The sequence below is a fragment of the Streptomyces soli genome (assembly GCF_003999195.1).
GTDB classification, from domain to species: Bacteria; Actinomycetota; Actinomycetes; order Streptomycetales; family Streptomycetaceae; genus Actinacidiphila; species Actinacidiphila soli.
In genome coordinates, this window is record NZ_RJVR01000346.1 from 104,833 (window position 1) to 123,572 (window position 18,740).

An 18,740-nucleotide genomic window follows, 5' to 3' on the forward strand; every position below is an offset into this window, starting at 1 on the left:
ACGCCAGAACCGCCTCTGGGGACGCCCCGAGGACGTCTTAGGACGTTTTAGTGGTGAGTCAGGCGGCGAAGGTGATCCATCAGAGCGTGCACATCGCTCAGATCAGGGAGTACGAAGGGGGCGCCGGCTTGCTGGAGTTCGGCAGCGCTGTGGACGCCCGAGGCCACCGCCACGATGTCCGAGCCGGACTTGAGCGCGGCCTCGACGTCTCGGGGGGTGTCGCCGATGAGCACCACCGGGGCCCCGTCGGGAAGGCCGTAGGCAGCGCTAATCCTGCTTCGGGCAACGTCCACCAACGCCGCACGGTCGGTTGAGTCGGCACCGTAGGCGCCGACCTCAAGGTCGAGGAGGGCGTTCAGGCCGAAGGCACGGAGCTTCACGCGCGCATTGGCGGCGATATTGCCGGTGAGGACGGAGGAGATCATGCCGTCTTCCTCGGCTACTGACTTCAGGGCCCGGTAGACCCCGGGCAGAACCCGGCCACGCCTGCTCAGATCAGCCTCGCGGCCGGCCCCCGCCGCTTCCAACGCGGGCAGGGCGTCCTCCCAATCCGGCGGTTCCAGGCCATGGTCGAGGAACATGTCGGCGATGATGAGGCGGTCCGTCCGCCCCTCGGTACGCGCGGGTCGTGCCGGCGGTCGCCCGGCAAGGCGGGTGAACGCGGCGGCGTAGATCTCTTTGCTGACCCCGGCGTTTTCGATGAGGGTGTGGTCGATGTCCCACAGCACGATGAGCGGCACCCTGCCAGGGTAAGCACAGGAAGAGTGTCCTCCGTGGGGCCGGACGTCCTTGCGAGTGGGACAACACGTCCGGTTGGATAGTCCGAGTGAATGAACGATTGCGCTCCGCACTCGTCCAGCGGGGGATCACCATTGAAGAGCTCGCGGAGCTCTGCTCTGTCGACCCGAAAACCGTCGACCGCTGGCTCTCCGGGCGCGTGCCACACCGCCGCCACCGCTTTGTCGCTGCCAAGCAACTGCAGGTCGACGAAGTCTATCTCTGGCCAAGCGACCGCCAACGACCGGTACACCTCGAAGCGCTGCGGTCAGAGATCATCGAGGTCTACCCGAACCGGGCCAGCGTCCCCCGGGACACCTGGATATCCCTCCTGCTCGGCTCCATGAAGCAGATCGATGTCCTCGTCTTCTCCGGGACCTTCTTCGCCCAGACCAATCCGCACATCGCCCGCATGCTCCAGGAACGCGCGCAGGCCGGCGTCAAGGTCCGTCTGTGCTTCGGCGATCCGCACGGAGAAGCAGTTGCCGTCCGGGGCCGTGAGGAGGGGATCGGCGACACCCTGTCCGCGAAAATCCGGGCATCGCTGACGTACTACCGCAGCCTCGTCGGCGCCCCCAGCTGCGAAGTACGGCTGCACGACACGACGCTGTACAACTCTCTCTTCCGCTACGACGACCAGGTGCTGGTCAACCCACACATCTGGGGACAGCCCGCGAGCGCCAACCCCCTCCTCCAGCTCAAGCGCATGGCCGGTACCGACTGGTTCGACCGCTACGCCGAGAGCTTCGATGCCGTATGGAACACCGCGCGCCCCTGGGCGCCCGACCGTCAGGAGCACCACCGACGTGGGCAGGACTGAGTACTACCACGACCCGAAGGCCCCCAAGGCGAACACCTTGATCCCGGCCAGCAACCTCCTCGTCGTGAACGACGAAGGCGCGATCCTGCTCCAACGGCGGCGCGACACCGGACAGTGGGCACTGCCAGGGGGAGCCCAGGATATGGGGGAAACCCCGGCGCAGTGCGCCGTCCGTGAGTGCGAGGAGGAGACCGGCATCATCGCCGAGGTCACCGGTTTTCTCGGGGTGTATTCCAACCCGGCCCACATCATCGAGTACACCGACGGCGAGATCCGGCAGCAGTACGAAGCCGCCTACATCGGCCGCCCGATCGGCGGCGCTCCGACCGTGAACGACGAAGCCGACGGCGTCCACTGGGTCCGCCCCGAGGAACTCGACGATCTCGACATCCACGCCAGCATGCGCGAGCAAATCGGCCACTACCTCTCAGGGAACTATCCCTACCTGGGCTGACCGGTACCTACAGAGTCAGCCCCACCTCGGCCGCCCGCGCCTGCACCCGCTCGACACTCCCGTGGATGGCGGGTGCGGCCCTGCGGATGAACCGCCCGACCACGCTGTCAGTCCCGTAGCGCCCGAGAACCTCCTCCACCCGGGCGTACGACGTCGTCGCGGCCCCGTCCGGAGTGGTGGTCATGTCGCAGAACACCAGGGCGTCCACCAGCAAATGATCGTCCAACGCTGGGAACTCTTCCTCCAGGGCCTGCCGTAGTCCCCGCTCCTCGGCTTCCAGCAGCGCGAAGGAGTGGTTGGCCACCAACCGCACGATGCGTTGATCCACCGCAGGCAACGTCCGCAAGTGGCGGGCGCCATCAAGAGGATGGAAGCCCGTCTCCACCACGGCCGGGGAATACCCGATGTCGTGCAGTACCGCCGCTGCTACCAATATCTCGGCGTCCTCCGCCAGAAGCGGGGCCAACGACTCAGAGCGAGCTGCCACTCCGCGCGTGTGCGCCCACCGGCGCGGCAACGGCTCAGCCAGCAAAGACTCCCCGAGCTTGTATGCCCAGTTGACGTCGACCATGCTGCCGAGTCTACGTTTTTCACTTGTCGCGCAACCGGGACGGCGCGGGCCGTCTACCGAACCCGGCCACTGTCAGCCTGCATCCTTACGCACAGAGGCTGTGCCGCTCGCCGCTGGCTTCGAGCTGGCCACCATCCGACGGCTGCCTTTCAAGCCCGAGCAGTTTCAGCAAGTCAGCGGTCACGACTCGGTAGGCGTTTCCGAGCCGAAGCACCTTGACCGGGTCGCCAGCGGTTGTCCGGGCTCGGATTCGAGCAGCCAGAGAGAACGTCCGTCGCCACTCACGATCTCGGGCCCGTTGCCTGTGGGCTCAAAAACACGAATCGTCGCCTGGATCTGTAGCCCGAGGTGTGAGGAACCCGGAGCCCAGGTCCCTGAGTAGCGGCTCTTCCTCGTCGGGGACCATGTTTCGTGATCATGTCCACGGTGTACGCCGTCACCCGCCGCCCCCTGTCGCCGCCGGCGTTGCTACTGCGGCGTGACGTCTCCAAGGACACGGAGTTGCTGGTGCTGCGGCAGGAGAACGCGGTCCTGCGCCGACACGTCCCGCGCGTGCGCTACGAACCAGCCGACCGCCTGTGGTTCGCCGCGCTCTCGCACCTGATACCGCGCCGCCGCTGGGCCCAGGTCTTCCCGATTACCCCCGCCACGCTGCTGGCCTGGCACCGCAAACTCGTAGCGTTTCTTCGGCCTGCCGGACGGCGAGCGGGACCGGGTCAGCCGCCTGGTGTTCCGGCAACCGGACGTCGACCTCACCACCACGGACCCCGACACGATCCCCGCGGACCTCCGCGAACTGGTCGCCGCATGGCGCGATCCGAACTCCCTCAGCAACAGGGTCTTCGCCGTCACCGACCCCGCGGAGATCGACTTCAACTCCCCGGCGGTCCAAGCCGCCGAACTGCCCGCCTCCAACGGAATCGGTACCGCGCACGGACTGGCACGCATGTACGCGGCGTTGATCGGCGAGGTGGACGCGGTGCGCCTCCTCACCCCGGAAACCCTCACATCGGCGACCAAAGAACGGGCCCACGGTCCCGATCAAGTGATGTTGACGCCCAGCCGGTTCAGCACCGGATACATGCTGCCCACCGACACCAACCCCATGACCGGGCCGCACGCCTTCGGCCACACCGGACGAGGCGGCTCACTCGCCTTCGCCGACCCGCAACACGGCATCGCCTTCGGCTACGCGATGAACCACATCCTGCAGGGGATGGACGACGTTCGAGCCGCTGCACTGGTCGAGGCCGTGCGGAAGTCGATGACGTAAGACCACCATCCGCATTCCGAAGGTGATCGCGCGGTCTTGATCGCTCTCCCGTGATCAACCGCGTCGACCGGAAACTCGAAGAGGCCCTCACCCACGGGCCCGATCCGCTCCACCTCGCCGAGGTGTTCGGACTCGACGAGCAGAAGATCAGCGATCCTTGCCCTGCAGTTCAGGCACGCTGACCACGCACCGCACGGCTAGCTGCCCATTCGACGAACACGACGCGTCGTGGTGCGACAGCAGAGCGAGCGATGCTGTACAACTCCCTCTTCCGCTACGGCGACCAGGTGCTGGTCAACCCGCACATCTGGGGACAGCCCGCCAGCGCCAACCCTCTCCTCCAGCTCATGCGCATGGCCGGCACCGACTGGTTCGACCGCTACGCCGATAGCTTCGATGCCGTATGGAACACCGCGCGCCCCTGGGCGCCCGACCGTCAGGAGCACCACCGACGTGGGCGGGGCGCCTGTTCCCATCGTGATCACCGCTACGCCGCCAGGTCGTGGCCTTCATCACTACCGTCAGCCTGACCCGCTCGCCCATCCGCCTGCTGCCGCTCCAACCCGAGAAGCTTCAGGAGGTCCGCCGTCACGACCCGGTAGGCGTTGCCGAGCCTCAGCACTTTGACCGGGTACTGCCCCCGTTTGGCGAGCGCGTACCCCGTGGAGCGGCCGATCAGCAGCGCCCGGTTGGCCGTGTCGAGATCGATGACCGCCGGCAGAGCGAGCAGTTCGTCGCCCGTCAGCCCCCGCACTTCCTCGGATGACGTAGGTGCCCTCACAACAACCTCCTAGTGCTTGCTGGTGCCCTGTACACGGCGAATGTGTATCACGGAATTGCAGCCGCACTTTTTTCGACCGTAGAGTGCAGTCATGACAGAGCAATGGCCAGCAACGTTCACCACACGAGTGGTCCGCGCGATGCGCGAGGCACGACGGGCCGCCGGCCTCACCATGGGCGACCTCGCCCAGGGCTGCGCCGACCGCGGGCTGCCCGACATCACCGAGCAGACCGTCAAGAACCTGGAGACCGGACGCCGGGCCAACATGACGATCGCCGACTTCGTCGTCCTGGCCGACGTCCTCGGTGTTCCACCGGTCACCCTCCTCTTCCCCCTCGGCACTGACGCCACCGTCGAACTCCTCCCCAGCCGGGAGGTCTCCACCTGGGACGCCCTCGCCTGGTTCACCGGCGAGACCCCCACCAATCAGCCGGCACCACAGGGCACCGCACGCGAACTGCTCGACCTCTTCCGCGTCCACGGCGACCTCATCGCCGCCGCTACCGCCTCCACCGCTCTGGCCAAGGAACGGCGACGCGAAGCCAGCACCACCCTGGACCGCGCCCGCAGAACCACACTCCTTGAGCGCGCAGCCGGTTACGAGGAGCACGCCTTCGAAGACTGCGCGGACCTCCGCACCTTCCGCACCCGCATGCGCAAGCGGCACCTCGTACCCCCGGCCCTCCCCGACGACCTCGCATTCGTCGACGAACCCGAGCAGCCCGGTCGAGAACAGGACACGGAATGAGGAGCAGTCGGGTCCTGCCGAAGGAGCACCACCGTATGGGCACGGCATCGGCCAAGGCCAAGGCATACGGCAGGCGTTGAGAACTGGCCGCGCCGGCCAGGGACACGACAGGCACTGTCGCAAATAGGCGGCCTTCCCCGTGCCGGAACAAGCACAAATCAACCTCATCGAGAAAGGACGAGACATGAAAGGTTCGACGTTCCGGCGGTGCGCCTGTCGCCACCCGGAGACTGGCAAGCAATACGGGCAGTCGTGCCCGAAGCTTTCCCAGCGCCGCCACGGCATCTGGAACCTGCGACAGGAACTGCCGCCGCGGGAGGACGGCAGCCGACGAACCTTCCGTCGCGGCGGATACGCCTCCGCCAAGCACGCCCAAGAAGATCTGGACAGGATCCGCGCCCTGCTCGCCATCCCAGCCGCAGACGATGACGAGGGCCGGACCAAGATCGCCGAGCTGCTGGAGAAAACAGCCAAGGAGAAGCTGCCGCTGCCCAGCCCGGAGGAGACGCGCCGCAAGCTGCACGCGGGGCAGTCACTCACCTCGCACCTCACCCTGGGCGAGTGGCTCGACATATGGCTTGCAGCCAAGAAGACCCGCACAACTACGACGAACGGGTACCGCTCTCACATCGAGGTACACGTGAAGCCCCGCCTGGGACGGATACGGCTGGACCGGCTCACCAGCAGCCACGTACAGGCGATGTTCGACGCCATCGTCGACGACAACGAGGTGATCCTGGCGGAGAACGCGGCGCGACGCGAGCAGATGGCGCGCTGCAAGCCGGGCAAGCCCGGGGCGCCGGACAGCCGCACGCGTACACGACTGGCGGCGGAACGAGCCAAGCTGGTCGAGATGAAGCCCTTTCGGCCCATCACGGGCGCCGCCACCCGCCAGCGCATCCGCTCCACCCTGCGGGCCGCGCTGAACCTGGCGGTGGAACGGCGCCTGATCGCTCACAACCCCGCCGCCAGGGGCATCGAACTGGACTCGGGGAAGCGGCCCAAGGCCCTGCTTTGGACCGCGGAACGCGTCAGGCGCTGGGAGAAGACCGGGGAGAAACCTTCGCCAGTCATGGTCTGGACACCGCAGCAACTGGGCCGCTTCCTGGATGCGGCCGAGGGCGACCGGCTGTATGCGCTGTTTCACTTGGTGGCCTTCCGCGGTTTGCGGCGCGGCGAGGCGGTTGGCCAGAACTGGGCCGATCTCAATCTGGACCGCGGTGAGTTGACCGTCGCCAAGACGATCGTCCAGGACGGCTGGACGCCCTACGAGTCCGAGCCCAAGACGGACGGCAGCGCCGCCACCATCCACCTGGACAGCGGCACGGTGGCCGTCCTTCGCGCACACCGCTCACGGCAGAACCAGGAACGGCTCATCTGGGGCGAGGGCTGGCAGGACACCGGGAAGGCCTTCACCGCCGAAGACGGAAGTTGGCTGCACCCCGAGGCGGTGTCCGACGCCTTCCGGCGCATCGTGAAAGCGACCGGTCTACCGCCGATCAGCTTCCGGGATCTACGGCACGGGGCTGCCACCTTGATGCACGCCAGCGGCGCGGACACCCACACGATCAAGGAGACGCTGCGGCACGCCTCGATCCAGCTCACCTCGGACACGTACACAAGCCTGTTGCCGGATCTCGACCGCCAGGTGGCGGAGAAGGCGGCTCAGTTGGTGCCGCGATCACGCCGGAAGGCCGCTTCAGGAACCTTCGGGCTCACCCCGGGCTCACCCGCCGTCATGAAGGGGAACCTCTTTCCCCTCGCCAAGCCTGGTCTGAAGCCAGCCGCCCAGGTCAACACGGGGATGACGACCGAGGCCCATGGTGGGGCGGGTGGGACTCGAACCCACGACCGACGGATTATGAGTCCGCTGCTCTAACCGGCTGAGCTACCGCCCCGTACGGCGCGTCGTCCACGCCGTCTGCCGCAGCATAGCTGCTCATACGATCTGTCGCCCTCGGGGGTCTCAGACGCATCATCTGGTGGACATCGATCACCCGGTGATCGGTTCCGCCAGGACGGAAGCCGCATGAAAAAGGACCCCCGAGGGGGTCCTTTTTCGGCTGCTCCCCCGGCTGGACTCGAACCAGCAACCCTCCGGTTAACAGCCGAATGCTCTGCCAATTGAGCTACAGGGGACCGAGCTCCCCCGACTGGACTCGAACCAGTAACCTGCCGGTTAACAGCCGGCTGCTCTGCCAATTGAGCTACAGGGGATTGCTTGGCGTGCACCGAATGCACCCACTCCCGGCCTCCCGGGCGGCGTGCGATCGCTGCGACACATACATTAGCGCAAGGTGGGGGGTGCTCCGCCAACCGGTATGGCCGTGGTTGTCCTGCGGCTACGGCGGGTAGGCGAGCCTTACGGTCCCGGGGTCCGAGGGAAGGATGGAGCCATGCGCTACCGGCTGACGTTCATGAGCGGAGTGGTGGTCGGTTATGTGCTCGGCGCGCGGGCCGGGCGGGAGCGGTACGAGCAGCTGCGCAAGAGCGCGCAGCGCATCGCGCAGAACCCCGCGGTGCGGAACGCGGCGGAGAGCGCGGGGCAGACCGGCCGGGGTGTGGCGGTGAAGGCGGTTGCGGCGGCGACGGCGAAGGTCGGGGACAAGCTGCCGCCGAAGGTGTCGGAGCGGGTGCGGCGGCTGACCGGGAACGGAGCGCCGATCGAGGACGACTGGGGCACCACTAACACGTAGCGCGCCCAACCTGGGGTTCATCACCTTTAGGCCACGCTTTTCGCCGCACACTCGGCGTACGGCATCATTCCCCGCATGGGGATAGTGGCGGGTATAGACAGCGCGGGCGCGGGAACCACCGTCGTCGTGTGTGACACCGACAGCGGGCAGGTGCTGCGGCAGGGCCATGCGCCGCACCCGGTCGAGGGGGACGGCCGGCAGGGACCGCAGACGGAGATCGACCCGCAGGCGTGGCTGCTGTCGCTGGGGGAAGCGGCGAAGGACGGAATGCTGGAAGGCGTCCAGGCCATCGGGGTGTCGGGCCAGCAGCACGGCATGCTGCCGATGGACGCGGGCGGAGTGCTGGTGCGGCCGGCGCTGCTGTGGAACGACAAGCGGGCGCAGATCCAGGCCGCCGACCTGACGGAAGAGCTGGGCGGCCCGGGGGGCTGGGCCGAGGCGGTCGGGGCGGTGCCGCAGGCGGCGTATCCGGTGGCGAAGCTGCGGTGGCTGGCGCAGCACGAACCCCGGTCGGCGCAGCGGACGGCGGAGGTGCTGCTGCCGCACGACTGGCTGGTGTGGCAGTTGATGGGCCGGCCCCAGCGGCGTACGACCGACCGGGGTGACGCGTCCGGTACCGGCTACTGGTCGGCGGCGACCGGGCAGTACCGCACCGATCTGGTCGAGCTGGCCCTCGGGCACCAGGTGGCGCTGCCCGATGTGCTGCGGCCGTCCGAGCCCGCCGGACAGACCCCGGAAGGGCTGCTGATATCCGCCGGGACCGGGGACAACATGGCGGCGGCGCTCGGCCTCGGGGTCGGGCCCGGCGACGCGGTGGTGTCGCTGGGGGCCGGCGGGACGATCTTCGCGGTGCACCATGAGGCGCTGAGCGATCCGACCGGCACCATCACCTCGTTCGCCGACGCGACCGGGCGGCATCTGCCGATGGTGCATACCCGCAATGCCGTACGGGCCCTGCGCGGCACGGCCGACCTGCTGGGTACGGACCTGGCCGGACTTTCGGACCTGGCGGTGAAGTCGACGCCGGGCTCGCACGGGCTCGTACTGCTGCCGTATCTGGAGGGTGAGCGGACGCCGGATCTGCCGCACACGGCGGGGACGCTGGCGGGGCTGCGGCGGGAGAGCATGAAGCCGGAGCATCTGGCACGGGCGGCGTTCGAGGGGATGCTCTGCGGGCTGGCGGACGCGCTGGACGTGCTGCGCGGGCGCGGAGTCGAGGTGCGGCGGATCTTCGTGCTGGGCCCGGCGGGCGAGCTGCCGGCGCTGCAGCAGATGGCCCCGGCGCTGCTCGGGGCGCGGATCGTGATCCCGCAGCCGGCGGAGTACGCGGCGCTGGGCGCGGCCCGGCAGGCGGCCTGGTCGCTGGGCGCGGTGATGGGGACTGGGGGCACTCCCCCTGCCTTCGGCGGGGGGACCCCCACCCAGCCGCCAGGCTGGGGGAGCCCGGCCGAGCATCCGCCGCGCTGGCAGGGTGCGGCCCTCCAGCAGATCGAGCCGGGCGAGGACGATCTGCCGATCGGTCAGGCCGTGCGGCAGCAGTACGCCTCCGTACGCGACCAGATCCACCCGGGGGCATTTCCGGCGTCGGGCTGAGGGCTGGTTTCAGGTGCGGTTCAGGGCCCGGTGCAGGAGCTTCTGCCCACTGAGAAAACGGGTGCTCTTGGCAACAGTCGGAACGTAGGATCCCCTGTCGTGCTGATCCGACTCCTCCGCTCCCATCTTCGTCCGTACAAGAAACCCATCGTGCTGCTCGTTCTGCTCCAACTGGTGCAGACGATCGCCACGCTCTATCTGCCAACCCTGAACGCCGACATCATCGACAGCGGCGTGGTGAAGGGGGACACCGGCTACATCATGCGGGTCGGCGGCGTCATGCTCGCGGTGAGCGTGCTGCAGGTGATCTGCGCGATAGGCGCGGTCTACTTCGGGGCGCGCACCGCCATGGCGGTCGGCCGCGACATCCGGGCGTCGGTTTTCGACCGGGTGCAGAGCTTCTCGGCGCGTGAGGTGGGTCACTTCGGGGCGCCGTCGCTGATCACCCGTACGACCAATGACGTCCAGCAGGTGCAGATGCTGGTGCTGATGACCTTCACGCTGATGGTCTCGGCGCCGATCATGTGCGTCGGCGGCATCATCATGGCGCTGGGCCAGGACGTTCCACTGTCCTCGCTGCTGCTGGCGGTGGTGCCGGTGCTCGGCGTCATCGTCACGCTGCTGGTGCGGCAGCTGCGGCCGCTGTTCCGGACCATGCAGGAGCGGCTGGACACCGTGAACAAGGTGCTGCGCGAGCAGATCACCGGCATCCGGGTGATCCGGGCCTTCGTCAAGGACGAGTACGAGCGCGAGCGCTTCGGGCGGGCCAATGCCGAGCTGACGGACTACAGCCTGCGCACCGGTCAGCTGATGGCGCTGATGTTCCCGCTGGTCTTCGCGGTGGTGAACATGTCGAGCGTGGCGGTGATGTGGTTCGGCGCCCAGCGGATCGACAGCGGCGGGATGCAGATCGGCGCCCTGACCGCCTTCCTGAGCTATCTGATGCAGATCCTGATGGCCGTGATGATGGCGACCTTCATGTTCATGATGGTGCCGCGCGCCGAGGTCTGCGCCGAGCGCATCGAGGAGGTGCTCGGCACCGAGTCGAGCGTCGTTCCGCCCTCCGCGCCTGTACGGAAGCTGTTGCGACACGGCCATCTGGAGCTGCGCGGCGCGGACTTCGCGTACCCCGGCGCCGAGGCGAAGGTGCTGCACGGGGTGGATCTGGTCGCCCGGCCGGGCGAGATCACGGCGGTGATCGGCTCGACCGGCAGTGGCAAGAGCACCCTGCTGGGGCTGGTGCCCCGGCTGTTCGACGCCACGGGCGGCGAGGTGCTCGTGGACGGCGTGAGCGTGCGGGAGCTGGATCCGGCGCTGATGGCCAGGACCGTGGCTCTCGTACCGCAGCGGCCCTACCTCTTCTCCGGGACGGTGGCGTCCAATCTGCGCTACGGCAAGCCGGACGCGACGGACGAGGAGCTGTGGCACGCGCTGGAGGTCGCGCAGGCCAAGGGCTTCGTCGAGCGGCTGGAGGGCGGGCTCGACGCGCCGATCGCGCAGGGCGGCACCAATGTGTCGGGCGGGCAGCGGCAGCGGCTGGCGATCGCGCGGGCGCTGGTGCGGCGGCCGGAGATCTATCTGTTCGACGACTCCTTCTCGGCCCTGGACTACGCGACCGACGCCGCACTGCGGTTGGCGCTCGCGCGGGAGACCGCCGAGGCGACGGTGGTGATCGTCGCCCAGCGGGTCAGCACCATCCGCGACGCCGACCGCATCGTCGTCCTCGACGAGGGCCGGGTCGTCGGGACGGGCACCCACCACCAACTGATGGCGGACAACGACACCTATCGGGAGATCGTGCTCTCCCAGCTCACCGAGCAGGAGGCGGCATGACCACCACCCCGACCCGGCGCGGCCCCGCGCCGGCCGCCGGGCCCATGCGTTTCATGGGCGGCCAGCCCACGGAGCGCTCCATGGACTTCAAGGGCTCCGGCAAACGGCTGCTCGGCCTGATGCGGCCCGACCGGCTGTCGCTGTACGGAGTGCTGGCGTGCGCGGCCGTGAGCGTCGGGCTGAACGTGGCCGCCCCGAAGATACTGGGCGGCGCGACCGACCTGATCTTCTCCGGGGTCATCGGCCGGTCCATGCACGCCGGGACCACCAAGGCCGAGGCGGTGGCCGCGCTGCGCCAGCAGGGCAAGGGCAGCCTCGCCGACGTGCTCTCCGCGATGGACTTCGTTCCGGGGCAGGGCATCGACTTCGGCGCGGTGGGCTCCGTACTGCTGACCGTGCTGGGGATCTACGCGGCGGCCGCGGTCTTCCATGTCGCCCAGGGCCGGCTGGCGACCCGGGTCATCCAGCGGGCCGTCTCCCGGCTGCGCGGGGAGGTCGAGGCGAAGCTGGCGCGGCTGCCGCTGTCGTACTTCGACCAGCAGCCGCGCGGTGAGGTGCTCAGCCGGGCGACCAACGACATCGACAACATCGGCCAGACGCTGCAGCAGACCATGGGCCAGATCGTCTTCGCGGTGCTGTCCATCGTCGGTGTGCTCGGGATGATGTTCTGGATCTCGCCGCTGCTGGCGCTGATCGCGGTGGTGACCGTGCCGCTGTCGGTGGTGGTCGCGACGGCGGTCGGCAAGCGGGCGCAGCCGCAGTTCGTCGCCCAGTGGAAGACCACGGGCAAGCTCAACGCCCACATCGAGGAGATGTACACCGGCCACTCGCTGGTCAAGGTCTTCGGGCGGCAGGACGAGTCCGCGGAGACCTTCCGCGAGCAGAACGAGGCGCTGTACCGGTCGGGCTTCCGGGCGCAGTTCATCTCCGGGATCATCCAGCCCGCGATGATGTTCATAGGCAACCTGAACTACGTACTGGTCGCCGTGGTCGGCGGACTGCGGGTCGCCAGCGGCTCGCTGTCGATCGGCGACGTCCAGGCCTTCATCCAGTACTCCCGGCAGTTCAGCCAGCCGCTCACCCAGGTCGCCAGCATGTCCAACCTCGTCCAGTCCGGGGTCGCTTCGGGGGAACGCATCTTCGAGCTGCTGGACGCCGACGAGCAGAGCGAGGAGCCCACGGAGCCGGCCCGCCCGGCCGAGCTGCGGGGAAGCGTCGGCTTCGAGTCGGTCGCCTTCCGCTACGAGCCGGAGAAGCCGCTCATCGACGACCTGTCGCTGGCCGTCGAGCCCGGCCACACCGTCGCGATCGTCGGCCCCACCGGCGCCGGCAAGACCACCCTGGTCAATCTGCTGATGCGCTTCTACGAGGTCACCGGCGGCCGGATCACCCTCGACGGCACCGACATCGCGGCCATGTCCCGGGAGGAACTGCGGTCCGCGATCGGGATGGTCCTCCAGGACACCTGGCTCTTCGGCGGCACCATCGCCGAGAACATCGCGTACGGAACGGAAGGCGCCACCCAGCAGGAGATCGAGGAGGCCGCCCGTGCCGCCCACGCCGACCGCTTCATCCGCACCCTCCCGGATGGCTACGACACCGTCATCGACGACGAGGGCGCCGGAGTCAGCGCCGGCGAGAAGCAGCTCATCACCATCGCCCGCGCTTTCCTGTCCGACCCGGTGATCCTGGTCCTCGACGAGGCGACCAGCTCCGTCGACACCCGTACGGAGGTGCTCATCCAGCGCGCGATGGCCCGCCTGTCGCACGGCCGCACGAGCTTCGTCATCGCCCACCGCCTCTCCACCATCCGCGACGCCGACGTCATCCTGGTGATGGAGAGCGGCGCGATCGTCGAACAGGGCACCCACAGCGAGCTGTTGGCGGCAGAGGGCGCGTACGCGCGGCTCTACGCCGCGCAGTTCGCCCAGGCGGTGGCGGAGGTCGACTAGGGCCTGTCCGGCCGATCTCCGTGGGAGAAGGAGCGGCCCGCCGCGCCAGCGGCTGATGTCCGCAGCGGCGCCTGCGTCGCAAGTCGCTGGGGGCACTCTCCCCCAGACTCCGTCCGGGGGGAGGACCTCCACCCAGCCGCCAGGCTGGGGGAGGCACGCGACGCCACGGAGATCGGCCGGACAGGCCCTAAGGGACCGGCTTTGGAGTGGGCCTCAGTTGTGGCATAGCACGTCCACGACGACGGCCTCGGCATCGAGGCCGTCGACGTAGCTGTTGGCCTGCTCCCAGTAGCCGTCGGTCTCCGCATCGGTCCACGCGCCCTCGAGTGTGACCAGGGCCCGGCCGGGGACGGCGTACCTGGCGGTCTCCAGCCGCTCGGCCTCGTGTTCCTGTGCGAAGTACGCGACCGGGTCGGTGACCAGGAGCCAGGTTCCGAAGTGCGGGTCGCCCGCAACGGCCCGCTGGGCCAGGGCCTGCACCGACGGCTGCGCCAGATGGTCCCTCTTGGCGTCGGCCATGGAGTAGCCGTCGGGGTCGGCCTCGTGGCGGGCCACGAAGACGGCCAGCGGCCGGGCCGGCGGATGCTCGGCGGCCAGTTCGTGCCAGGCTGCGAGCAGGGCGTCGTGGCCGGCCATCGATCGCCGCCGCATGGCGTCGAAGTCCAGCAGTCCGCGCGGCCCGCCGTAGCACTCCAGCGGCCCCAGGGGGTCGAGCGCGGCCTTCCGGCGAGGGACGGTCGACGCCGTTATGAGCCTGCGGTCGCCGTCGTGCGCGGGCAGGACGAGGAAGCCGGCCCCGGTCGTGGCAGCGACGACCCACCAGTCCCACTGGCCGTTCGCATTCCAGTCGGGGCCGAGGTTGATGTCGTACGGCGCCAGGGCTGCCGCGATCGCGCCGGGAACCTTACGTGGTGCGGTCGGCGGCAGGCACACCGTCGCGTAGAACTTGGTCATGAGCGGGGACGATAGCGGGCACACGGCGCCGGCCCGCCGCCGGGCGGGGGGGTCAGTCGAGGTAGCCGCGGAGTTGGTCGGCGAAGGCGTGGTCGCGGAGCTTGTTGAGGGTTTTGGACTCGATTTGGCGGATGCGTTCGCGGGTGACGCCGAAGATGCGGCCGATTTCTTCGAGGGTGCGGGGGCGGCCGTCGGCCAGGCCGTAGCGGAGTTGGACGACCTTGCGTTCGCGTTCGCCGAGGGTGGAGAGGACGGCCTCGAGGTGTTCGCGGAGGAGGAGGAAGGCGGCGGATTCGACGGGGGACGCGGCGTCGCCGTCCTCGATGAGGTCGCCGAAGGCGACGTCGTCCTCCTCGCCGACGGGGGCGTGGAGGGAGACCGGTTCCTGGGCGAGGCGCAGGACTTCGCTGACGCGCTCGGCGGGGAGATCGAGCTGGGCGGCGACTTCCTCGGTCGAGGGCTCGTAGCCGCGCTCCTGGAGGAGGCGGCGCTGGACCCGTACGACGCGGTTGATCAGCTCGACGACATGCACGGGCACCCGGATCGTACGGGCCTGGTCGGCGAGGGCGCGGGACATGGCCTGACGGATCCACCAGGTCGCGTACGTGGAGAACTTGTAGCCCCGGGCGTAGTCGAACTTCTCGACGGCGCGGATGAGGCCGAGGTTGCCCTCCTGGACGAGGTCGAGCATGGTGAGGCCGCGGCCGACGTAGCGCTTGGCGACGGAGACGACGAGGCGGAGGTTGGCCTCGATGAGGCGGCGTTTGGCCATGCGGCCCAGCACGATCAGGCGGTCGAGGTCGACTGCGAGCTGGGAGTCGAGGGAGTCCAGGTCGGGGGTGCTGTTGAGCAGCTCCTCGGCAAAGAGCCCGGCTTCGACGCGGCGGGCCAGCTCGACCTCCTCGACGGCGGTGAGCAGGGATATCCGCCCGATCTCGCGCAGATACTGGCGGAAGAGGTCGGACGACGGCCCGGCCACCTCCTCGCGGAACGCCCGCCGGGCGACGGGTGGTTCGTCGGGCTCGTCGGCCACTTCCACCACGGTCTCCGGGTGGGCGGCGGGGCGGTTCTGCTCAGGGACCCTCTCCAGCAGGTCTGCGGCGGCGGGCCCCATTGCCTCTGCCTCCACCTCGGCCACGGTTGTCAGGGTCTGGGTCTGCACGGGAGCGACCTCCACGGTGAGCACGGTCACGGACTCGGAGACGCGCGACAGCGGAACGGTCAGCGCGGCTGCATCGCCGCTGTCCGTCCGGGAATTCGCCGTAAGCGGATCTCCGGGGGCGTCTCCATCGACGCGACCCGGAATTCCGCACTCCGAGGACTCAGGCACCGCACACCAGTGTGGCCTACGGCACGCCTTCGCCACGAGGGTCGTGCGGCCCCTTTTTCAGCGCAAGGTCACCGGTCGCGTACGTGCCGTCACAGCGCCGCGAGGTGGCGCATGACGCGGCGCCACTGCTCCCGAAACGAAGTGACGAGACACCCGTGTTCTTCGTGACCGGATCAACCGGCAACGTCGGCCGCCACATCGTAGACCTGCTGCTCGCCGAGGGCGCCAAGGTCCGCGCCCTCACCCGCGACCCACAGGCCGCCGGCCTCCCCCAGGCCGCCGCCGGTACGAATGTTCTGTATGTCAGACATGGACCAGGTTTAGTACGATCGCAGTGTGCAGCTTCGGTACAGCTTCCGCCTGCCCGACGGCTGGTCAGCGCGTTTTGCTGGGCAGGGCGTTCGGGTGTGTGCGGGTGGTCTACAACGACGCCCTCAGGGCTCGGGAGACCGCCCGCTCCGAGGGGCTGCCATTCCCGAAGACCGGCGACCTGTCGAAGCAGCTCATCACCGAGGCCAAACGCACCCGGAGCGGGCATGGCTCGGCGAGGTGTCGGCTGTCGTCCTCCAGCAGTGCCTGCGGGACCTGGACACCGCGTACCGGAACTTCTTCGATAGCCTCAAGGGCAAGCGCCCGCGCATGGGCGCACCCCGGTTCAAGTCGAAGCGGGATACCCGGCAGTCGGTGCGGTTCACCGCGAACGCCCGCTGGAAGATCACGCCGGGCGGGAAGCTGTCCCTGCCCAAGATCGGCGATGTCGCGGTGAAGTGGTCGCGTGCTCTGCCCTCACAGCCGTCTACGGTGACGGTGGTCAAGGACAGCGCGGGCCGGTACTTCGCGTCGTTCGTCGTGGAGACCGGCCAGGGCGAGGCCCTGCCGGATACGGTGGGCGAGGTGGGTATCGACCTGGGTCGGAGTCCGAGTCCCTGACCCAGTACGACAAGCTCCGGATCATCGGCGAGGTCACCGGCCTGCCGCTGCGCTTCGAGGAGCTCACGCCCGAGGAAGGGCGACAGGCGATGATCGAGCAGGGCGTCCCGTCCTTCGTGGCCGACACCCTCCTCGCCTACCAGGCCACCGCCGTGCACCAGAAGGCCCCGGTCTCCCCCGCCGTACGGGACCTCACCGGCCGCCCCGGGCTCACCTTCGCCGAGTGGGTCGCCGACCACGCGGAGGCCTTCCGGGGCTGAGGCGTTCCGGGACCGAGGATCACGCGCCCAGGCCGCGCAGCAGGACGGCGAGTCCGCCCAGGAATTCCTGGTCGGGGCCGACGTCCCGGGCCTGGCGCGCGGTCTCGCTCATGTACGGAAAGTCCCCGGGTGGCAGTTGGGAGATGGCGACCGTGCCGTCGCCCGACAGGGGGCCGAGGTGTTCGAGCTGGATCGCCCCGACGATGTAGGCGAGCAGGCCGCGCAGGGCGATGACCCGCTGCTCGCCCTCGATGCCGGCCGCCGTGAGGATGGCGAGCACCGCCTCCGCCCAGCGCAGCTGAGCGGGTGAGCGGTGCCGCTGCGTGAGGGTCAGCGGGACGATCGCCGGGTGGGCCCCCACGGCGTCGCGCAGGCGCGCGGCCATGACCTCGATCCGCTCGCACCAGGGCAGGTCCGGGGGCGGCGGCTCGGTGTCGACGGCGCCGAGGACGAGTTCGACGACCTGGGCTTCGAGCTCCTCGCGGTCGTCCACGTACCGGTAGAGCGCCATGGTGCTCATGCCGAGTTCCTTGGCGACCGCGCGCATCGACAGTCCGGGCAGGCCGTCGCGGTCGATGACGGTGAGGGCGGCCGAGGCCACCTGGGCGTGGGTGAGGGAACGTGGGCGGGGCATGGCGGTTGACAGCGTACGGCATACGCGTACGCTCGTAAGCGTATGCCGTACGCCTAAACCCAGGGGTGCCCGATGCGCATGTCAGTCGTCACGGCCCACAGCCTCACACCCGTCTCCGGGCCGCCCGTGGCGGTGCCCGACCCGGAGCGGCTGATCCACTTGCAGTTCCGGCGTTTCGCGGGCTGTCCGGTGTGCAATCTGCACCTGCGGTCGGTGGTGCGGCGACACGAGGAGATCGAGGCGGCCGGGGTCCGCGAGGTCGTGGTCTTCCACTCGTCCGCCGAGGAGCTGCTGGAGCACACGGCCGCCCTCCCCTTCGCGGTCGTCGCCGATCCGGACAAGCGGCTGTACGCAGAATTCGGCGTGGAGTCGGCGCCTCGCGCGCTGCTCGACCCGCGCGCCTGGGGGCCCGTCCTGTGGGCGGTCCTGCGCGGCGGCTGGGAGGTCGCGCGCGGCCGGGAGCACCTTCCGGCGTCGAAGCAACCCGGAGGCCGGCTCGGGCTTCCGGCGGACTTCCTGATCGCGGGTGACGGCCGGGTCATCGCCGCCAAGTACGGCGAGCACGCCTACGACCAGTGGTCGGTGGACGAGCTCCTCGAACTGGCTACAGCGCCTTCGCGCCCTGCTCGCGGAGCCGCTGGCCGTACTGCTGGAGAGCCCACAGCTCGTTCTGAACAGCGGTGAGCTGCTCGGGGTCGCCCTGGGCGCCGAGGCGCATCATGCCGGCGCGGACCTCCGCGATGCGGCGGTCGACGGCCAGAAGCCGTACGCGGACGAGGACGTCGCCGGCGTAGATGTCGGGGGCCTTGTGCATGACCGGCTCAACGGCCAGCTCGGTGATCATGGAGCGGACGGTGTCGTCCGGGGCGATGTCCCGCACCCGGGTGAGGTAGTCGCCGTCGGCGAACTCGGCGCCGCCCGCCTCGGCGATCGCCCGGCGTACGGCGACGTAGGGCGGGGCGGTGAACTCGTCCTCGCCGTAGGCGTCGAAGGCGGGCGAGACGAGGTCGGGGAACTGAAGGGCGAGCTTGAGCAGTTCGCGCTCGACACGGTGGGCGGGGCTGCGCAGGTCCAGACGGGGGCCGCGCGGGGCGACCGGCGCGGCGGCGCCCTGGGGCCGGCCGGCGGGGGCGG

Annotated in this window: 16 protein-coding genes, 3 tRNA genes and 5 pseudogenes; 14 read left to right on the top strand and 10 right to left on the bottom strand. The window is 69.2% G+C overall.

Annotated elements, in window-relative coordinates:
* Window positions 1-47: 47 nt before the first annotated feature.
* Window positions 48-740, bottom strand: coding sequence for an HAD family hydrolase (locus EFK10_RS42365; protein WP_127360958.1), 693 nt, complete (start codon window positions 738-740; stop codon window positions 48-50).
* Window positions 741-826: 86 nt separating this feature from the next.
* On the opposite strand from EFK10_RS42365, the gene EFK10_RS42370 reads away from it, so the two are divergent.
* Both EFK10_RS42370 and EFK10_RS42375 read left to right on the top strand, forming a co-directional pair.
* A complete protein-coding gene (locus EFK10_RS42370; RefSeq protein WP_127360959.1) occupies window positions 827-1,597 on the top strand; it encodes a helix-turn-helix domain-containing protein in 771 nt (256 codons plus the stop codon).
* Window positions 1,584-2,051: an NUDIX hydrolase gene (locus tag EFK10_RS42375; protein ID WP_127360960.1), complete on the top strand. Its 468-nt coding sequence runs from the start codon at window positions 1,584-1,586 to the stop codon at window positions 2,049-2,051. The genes EFK10_RS42370 and EFK10_RS42375 overlap by 14 nt, the downstream gene beginning before the upstream one ends.
* Window positions 2,052-2,058: 7 nt before the next feature.
* Here EFK10_RS42375 and EFK10_RS42380 read toward each other — a convergent pair whose 3' ends face one another.
* Window positions 2,059-2,622 carry an HD domain-containing protein gene (locus EFK10_RS42380; RefSeq protein ID WP_127360961.1) on the bottom strand — a complete coding sequence of 188 codons (564 nt, stop codon included), beginning with the start codon at window positions 2,620-2,622 and terminating at the stop codon, window positions 2,059-2,061.
* Window positions 2,623-3,304: 682 nt separating this feature from the next.
* On the opposite strand from EFK10_RS42380, the pseudogene EFK10_RS42390 reads away from it, so the two are divergent.
* Window positions 3,305-3,895: pseudogene (locus EFK10_RS42390) on the top strand (serine hydrolase domain-containing protein); the annotation flags it as partial.
* Between the two features lie 50 nt (window positions 3,896-3,945).
* Window positions 3,946-4,077, top strand: coding sequence for a hypothetical protein (locus tag EFK10_RS52440; protein WP_265737603.1), 132 nt, complete (start codon window positions 3,946-3,948; stop codon window positions 4,075-4,077).
* Between the two features lie 305 nt (window positions 4,078-4,382).
* Here the strand turns inward: EFK10_RS52440 and EFK10_RS42400 are convergent, their stop codons facing one another.
* Entirely contained in the window at window positions 4,383-4,676 is a 294-nt protein-coding gene (locus EFK10_RS42400; protein WP_127360963.1) for a hypothetical protein, read from the bottom strand.
* A 91-nt stretch (window positions 4,677-4,767) separates the two neighbouring features.
* Here EFK10_RS42400 and EFK10_RS42405 point away from each other — a divergent pair, with 91 nt between their 5' ends.
* Together EFK10_RS42405 and EFK10_RS42410 are read left to right on the top strand one after the other, a co-directional pair.
* On the top strand, window positions 4,768-5,424 hold the full coding sequence (locus EFK10_RS42405; protein ID WP_127360964.1) for a helix-turn-helix domain-containing protein: 657 nt from the start codon (window positions 4,768-4,770) through the stop codon (window positions 5,422-5,424).
* Window positions 5,425-5,608: 184 nt separating this feature from the next.
* Window positions 5,609-7,120 (top strand): annotated as a pseudogene (locus tag EFK10_RS42410) (tyrosine-type recombinase/integrase); the annotation flags it as partial.
* A gap of 125 nt (window positions 7,121-7,245) precedes the next feature.
* On the opposite strand, the gene EFK10_RS42415 reads toward EFK10_RS42410, so the two are convergent.
* From EFK10_RS42415 to EFK10_RS42425, 3 genes are all read right to left on the bottom strand, one after another.
* A tRNA-Ile gene (locus EFK10_RS42415) sits at window positions 7,246-7,322 on the bottom strand.
* A gap of 168 nt (window positions 7,323-7,490) precedes the next feature.
* Window positions 7,491-7,563: transfer RNA gene (locus tag EFK10_RS42420), tRNA-Asn, on the bottom strand.
* A 5-nt stretch (window positions 7,564-7,568) separates the two neighbouring features.
* Window positions 7,569-7,641: transfer RNA gene (locus EFK10_RS42425), tRNA-Asn, on the bottom strand.
* A gap of 179 nt (window positions 7,642-7,820) precedes the next feature.
* On the opposite strand from EFK10_RS42425, the gene EFK10_RS42430 reads away from it, so the two are divergent.
* The 4 genes from EFK10_RS42430 (at window position 7,821) to EFK10_RS42445 (ending at window position 13,498) form a co-directional block, all read left to right on the top strand.
* Window positions 7,821-8,120 carry a YtxH domain-containing protein gene (locus tag EFK10_RS42430; RefSeq protein ID WP_127360965.1) on the top strand — a complete coding sequence of 100 codons (300 nt, stop codon included), beginning with the start codon at window positions 7,821-7,823 and terminating at the stop codon, window positions 8,118-8,120.
* 75 nt (window positions 8,121-8,195) lie between these two features.
* A complete protein-coding gene (locus tag EFK10_RS42435) occupies window positions 8,196-9,713 on the top strand; it encodes an FGGY family carbohydrate kinase (protein ID WP_127360966.1) in 1,518 nt (505 codons plus the stop codon).
* 99 nt (window positions 9,714-9,812) lie between these two features.
* A complete protein-coding gene (locus tag EFK10_RS42440) occupies window positions 9,813-11,546 on the top strand; it encodes an ABC transporter ATP-binding protein (RefSeq protein WP_127360967.1) in 1,734 nt (577 codons plus the stop codon).
* Window positions 11,543-13,498 carry an ABC transporter ATP-binding protein gene (locus tag EFK10_RS42445; RefSeq protein ID WP_240677811.1) on the top strand — a complete coding sequence of 652 codons (1,956 nt, stop codon included), beginning with the start codon at window positions 11,543-11,545 and terminating at the stop codon, window positions 13,496-13,498. The genes EFK10_RS42440 and EFK10_RS42445 overlap by 4 nt, the downstream gene beginning before the upstream one ends.
* 213 nt (window positions 13,499-13,711) lie before the next feature.
* Here the strand turns inward: EFK10_RS42445 and EFK10_RS42450 are convergent, their stop codons facing one another.
* Window positions 13,712-14,452 carry a hypothetical protein gene (locus EFK10_RS42450; protein WP_127360968.1) on the bottom strand — a complete coding sequence of 247 codons (741 nt, stop codon included), beginning with the start codon at window positions 14,450-14,452 and terminating at the stop codon, window positions 13,712-13,714.
* A 52-nt stretch (window positions 14,453-14,504) separates the two neighbouring features.
* Window positions 14,505-15,782, bottom strand: a complete 1,278-nt coding sequence (locus EFK10_RS42455) for an RNA polymerase sigma factor (protein WP_206305810.1) — start codon at window positions 15,780-15,782, stop codon at window positions 14,505-14,507.
* Between the two features lie 164 nt (window positions 15,783-15,946).
* On the opposite strand from EFK10_RS42455, the pseudogene EFK10_RS53660 reads away from it, so the two are divergent.
* The 3 genes and pseudogenes from EFK10_RS53660 to EFK10_RS48195 all read left to right on the top strand — a co-directional run.
* Window positions 15,947-15,997, top strand: a pseudogene (locus EFK10_RS53660) (hypothetical protein); the annotation flags it as partial.
* A gap of 121 nt (window positions 15,998-16,118) precedes the next feature.
* Window positions 16,119-16,694, top strand: a pseudogene (locus EFK10_RS42465) (RNA-guided endonuclease InsQ/TnpB family protein); the annotation flags it as partial.
* A 107-nt stretch (window positions 16,695-16,801) separates the two neighbouring features.
* Window positions 16,802-16,972: a hypothetical protein gene (locus tag EFK10_RS48195; protein ID WP_164836382.1), complete on the top strand. Its 171-nt coding sequence runs from the start codon at window positions 16,802-16,804 to the stop codon at window positions 16,970-16,972.
* A 19-nt stretch (window positions 16,973-16,991) separates the two neighbouring features.
* Here the strand turns inward: EFK10_RS48195 and EFK10_RS42470 are convergent, their stop codons facing one another.
* Window positions 16,992-17,606, bottom strand: coding sequence for a TetR/AcrR family transcriptional regulator (locus EFK10_RS42470; RefSeq protein ID WP_127360969.1), 615 nt, complete (start codon window positions 17,604-17,606; stop codon window positions 16,992-16,994).
* Between the two features lie 78 nt (window positions 17,607-17,684).
* Here EFK10_RS42470 and EFK10_RS42475 point away from each other — a divergent pair, with 78 nt between their 5' ends.
* A complete protein-coding gene (locus EFK10_RS42475) occupies window positions 17,685-18,290 on the top strand; it encodes a peroxiredoxin-like family protein (RefSeq protein ID WP_127360970.1) in 606 nt (201 codons plus the stop codon).
* Here EFK10_RS42475 and EFK10_RS42480 read toward each other — a convergent pair.
* A pseudogene (locus EFK10_RS42480) lies at window positions 18,211-18,740 on the bottom strand (DNA primase); the annotation flags it as partial. The gene EFK10_RS42475 and the pseudogene EFK10_RS42480 sit on opposite strands and share 80 nt — an antisense overlap.